The sequence below is a fragment of the Flavobacterium sp. genome (assembly GCF_049318325.1).
Lineage (GTDB): Bacteria > Bacteroidota > Bacteroidia > Flavobacteriales > Flavobacteriaceae > Flavobacterium.
This window is the reverse complement of the sequence record NZ_JBMOGQ010000175.1, coordinates 1-4,066: the sequence shown is the minus strand read 5'-3', so window position 1 is coordinate 4,066 and position 4,066 is coordinate 1. Positions and strand designations below refer to the sequence as shown.

Annotated in this window: 5 protein-coding genes; all 5 read right to left on the bottom strand. The window is 26.8% G+C overall.

The window, feature by feature from the left end; translation table 11 throughout:
- Window positions 1-695: glycosyltransferase (locus ACOYLP_RS11200; RefSeq protein ID WP_422856255.1), on the bottom strand; the 695-nt coding region annotated here is incomplete at its 3' end.
- A gap of 34 nt (window positions 696-729) precedes the next feature.
- Entirely contained in the window at window positions 730-1,389 is a 660-nt protein-coding gene (locus ACOYLP_RS11195; protein WP_422856254.1) for a class I SAM-dependent methyltransferase, read from the bottom strand.
- A gap of 33 nt (window positions 1,390-1,422) precedes the next feature.
- On the bottom strand, window positions 1,423-2,298 hold the full coding sequence (locus ACOYLP_RS11190) for a glycosyltransferase family 2 protein (RefSeq protein WP_422856253.1): 876 nt from the start codon (window positions 2,296-2,298) through the stop codon (window positions 1,423-1,425).
- 63 nt (window positions 2,299-2,361) lie between these two features.
- The gene (locus ACOYLP_RS11185; RefSeq protein ID WP_422856252.1) at window positions 2,362-2,997 is read right to left on the bottom strand and encodes a DUF1919 domain-containing protein; all 636 of its coding nucleotides are present in this window, start codon (window positions 2,995-2,997) and stop codon (window positions 2,362-2,364) included.
- A 17-nt stretch (window positions 2,998-3,014) separates the two neighbouring features.
- A complete protein-coding gene (locus ACOYLP_RS11180; RefSeq protein WP_422856251.1) occupies window positions 3,015-3,899 on the bottom strand; it encodes a glycosyltransferase in 885 nt (294 codons plus the stop codon).
- Between the last annotated feature and the right edge of the window lie 167 nt (window positions 3,900-4,066).

Below are 4,066 nucleotides of genomic sequence, written 5' to 3'. Positions count from 1 at the left end.
CTCCATATTTTATTTTCCACTTTCTTTTTCCCTCTTTCCTTTTTTTTATTTAAAGTATTATAATACAATCTGTGCTTTTTATACAACTGTCTATCTACTAGCAAATCATAACCTGCATTTTGCAATCTAATGTCAAAATCTAATTCTTCAAAACCATAAAATAAAGATTCATCTGGAAAAACATGGTTTTCAATACATACTTTTGAATTAACAATTTTGCACATACCTCCTGCAATATTGTCAACTTTTAAAGTTCCAATCCCTTCTAATTCTTCATTTTTAACTCTTATTATTCTTCCAGATTCCTTGTTATAGTATTGTCCTACGGCTCCAACGCAACCACTCTTTGGGTTATTAATAGCAATTTTTAATAATATTTCGAAAACGTCATCATATAATGGCGGGTCATCATCATCAATCCAACCTATCCAATCATAATTCTGTTGTGACAATAATTGTAAACCATATTTAGCTGCACCAGCAGGACCAGAATTATATCCAACACCATAATATTCAATTGGTAAATAATTTAGTTTCTCAACAAGAAAAGCAGCACTTTGTTCTGGATCATTATCAATTATTATAACCTTTTCAGGTGGGAATGATTGTATAAATAATTTTTCTAACGTAGATTCTAATACAGAAACTCTTTTATAAGTCATAATAAAAGCAGCGAAACGAATTTCTTTTTCCATAAAGATCTACAAATTAAAAACTTATTAAAAATGGTTATTTAAAATAAATTTGACCTTTTCCGTATAAATTCTTTTTACCTGGATTCAATTTTATTTTTTGTTCCCATTTCTTTAAAACCTCTACTTCGCCAGTTCTTCGGAAATCATCCATATAAAACATTCCATCTTTTTTAAGTTTGTTTTGTATCAATGAAATAGCTGGATATCTTGACAATTGAAGTCCTTTTTTATAACTAGGTGGACCATCAATAACTAACATATCAAAATCTGAATCTAGATTTACATTACTTATATCATACCATTTCCCTTTTACAGAATCGATATCAAAATCAATCAATGGAGTATGATGTATTACAATATTAGTCAACCCCTCTCTTTCAATTAACCTATTCATTATGTCAATCCATTCTTTATCATGCTCTAGACTTATTATTTTTGCATCTGGATCATTCTTTAAAAATTTTGCAATTGCGATAGTCGACAAACCTGAACCACATTCTAGTATTTTTTTAGATTTACCAAAAAAGACACTATTTATTACTATTTCCAAATCAGTTACACACATTGAAAAATGGCTAAAAGGGAAATAACTAGGCAAAACCTCCTTTAAATTTATTGAAGATTGGTTTTCTTTTAACAATTGTAGAATATCTCTATTCACATTATTTCCAATCCATTTTATTTTTTTAAACATTTTATTTTTTTTTAGTTAAACAATCTACAATTTTTAATTTATTTTCAATTTAAGTAAACCTTTAAAACAATTTTTTATTAGTAAAAAGTAATACAGTTTATTATTTTTTTTAGACTCATAAATTGAAATCCTTCTTAACAATAACAAAAGATCATATTTCGATATTTTTTCATTTAACACCCAATTATAAAATGTCACATATAATAAGTATTTGGTGCTATAGTTTTGACCTTTCCATATTCTATTACCCTCATGCCTTCTGATCAGTGCCACAGGATTTTTTAAATCCCCACTTATCAATTTCTTTTTTAATGCGATTCTCAACCACATTTCACTATCTTGATGGAGAATCAAATGAGAAGAAAAATACCCTACATCATCAAAAACAGATTTTCTCAATGTAATACCATTGGTATGAAAATGCCCGTAGGTTCCTATCAATAAAAAATGAAATAATTCGTTAGGTGAAATTACTTTTCGTAAATAAAACATTTTCCCATCTTCTTCATCTAAATATCCAACAGCAGAATATACACCATCAACAGCATTGTTGGTGGCAAGTATTGATTTATCTTTACAAAATCTTGAAACATCATAAACATCATCTGCATCTAAAAAAGAAACAAAAGGAAATATAGCATTCCTAATTCCTAAATTCCTACTTTCAGAAGCACCTTTATTTTCATTATTTTTATGTGTCAGTAATTTTATTTTATTGAAACGATCAACTAACTCTTTACAAATAGATAAAGAATTATCTTTTGAACCATCTTCAATTAAAATGATCTCTCCTACTTCAACAAGTTTTACTGCTGATTCAACTGCTTGTTCAATATATAATTCAGCGTTATAAACAGGTATAATTACCGATACTTTAAAATCTAATTTCCCTTCAAATTGATCATCCATTATAATGGTATATCTAATTAAAATTATTTATTTGAAACTATTCTATTCTAAACTAGATGACTTCTATCCCTTATTTATCCATTTCACAAAATCAAAATGCAATCTGTAAATCCATGCATATTTAAATGGATCAGAAACTTCACCATATTTTTTGAAAAAATTCAATAAAACATATTTATTCAAACCATCATATTTTTTTGACACAAAAATGACTTTATTCTTAAAAGGTAATTTTTCAAATTCTAAAAGATCTTTTGAATCAATCATATGAGAATCCGAAAACTTAAAAAATAGATTATTAAAATCAATACGTTCCTTTCTCATGTTCCATTTCATTTGAGCATCGATATTATCTTTTGAATGCAAAAAATGAATTTCTATATCATCCAACATGCCAATTGGATAATATTTATTCTTTGTTTTTCTGTGTTCATTTGAAACATCGTACTTTGATCTATCAACAAACACTAAATCTAATGAAATATATTTCTCTAAATCTTTAATAAATTTAATATAACAAGATGAATAAATAAATAAATTAACAGTAGGTGATGTATAAGGTATACCTAAATCAAGATAAACACTTCCTCCCCAACAATCATTTGATATAATAGAAAAATTTTTTTTCTTTAATCGAAAACGCATCAATTTCCTAAAAATTAATTCTGTGATATAATCTAAATATTTATATATTTTCATGACATCAAATTAATAAATTATTTATATTTTATTGGGTCATATCTTTTACCTCTTTTGTTTAAAAAAGCATCTCTTATGGCTCTCAATTTAAACACTAATCGCATAATCTTTTTATCTCCACTCAATATAATACTTAAAGTGTACTTTATTTCTCGAATTAACCAACCTTTAAATATAACAAAAGACTTACGGTTTAATGCAAGCCATAAGTGATTTCGGGTATTATAATATTGTCGCCATGGAGGAGTACCATTTTTTCCACCCAATTTACCATCTTCAATTAATCCATTGGGCAAGGTATAGACTCCAATCCCTGCATCTTTCGCTTTTAAACAATAATCAAATTCATAGGTACCCATAAAATATAAGGGATCACAATATCCGATTTTTTCAATTGTTTTTTTTGAAATAATACAGCCATCAAAAGTTATTAAATCAGTTTGTATGATTTCATTACTCACATCTACAGAAACTGGTTTTCTAACTCCATTCCAATATAAGAGTACTGCTTTATTATTTTCATCTTTATTCGCAATCTTTAATAATCCTATTTGAATTTTATCAGAATTAAGGTGCGTAAGGATTGATTTCAAAGATCCTTCTACTGGTCTTGAATCATCATTAAATAGCCAAACCCAATCATACCCTTTTTCAAAAGCTGTTTGCATTCCTTTTGAAAAACCTCCTGCTGATGCAATATTTTCATTTAAATGTATTGATTGTATATTTTTATAATTACTATCGAGAATGTTTTTGGTATTATCAGTACTATTATTATTAATTACAATGATATCATTTTCTAAAATCCCTTGATTTTGAATTGCACTAATCGTTTTTACAAGTTCATCACATCTATTAAATGTTACTATAACTACAGCAATTTTAAAATTATCGTTTAACATATTTACCTATATTAATTGTGAGATTTATTTTTTAAAAGAATAATAAAATGCTCTTCCTAAAGACTTTATATGTAATGGTCTTTTAAAATACCCCAACCATATTAATTTTACACCTTCTTTTTTTCTTCCTAGTTGAAAACAATTTACACCTGCAATTTGATATAATA

Excerpts from the sequence above, each read along its gene's own strand:
- ACOYLP_RS11190 (WP_422856253.1), bottom strand. The coding sequence starts at position 2,298 with ATGGATGATCAATTTGAAGGGAAATTAGATTTTAAAGTATCGGTAATT.
- ACOYLP_RS11195 (WP_422856254.1), bottom strand. The coding sequence starts at position 1,389 with ATGTTTAAAAAAATAAAATGGATTGGAAATAATGTGAATAGAGATATT.
- ACOYLP_RS11185 (WP_422856252.1), bottom strand. The coding sequence starts at position 2,997 with ATGAAAATATATAAATATTTAGATTATATCACAGAATTAATTTTTAGG.
- ACOYLP_RS11180 (WP_422856251.1), bottom strand. The coding sequence starts at position 3,899 with ATGTTAAACGATAATTTTAAAATTGCTGTAGTTATAGTAACATTTAAT.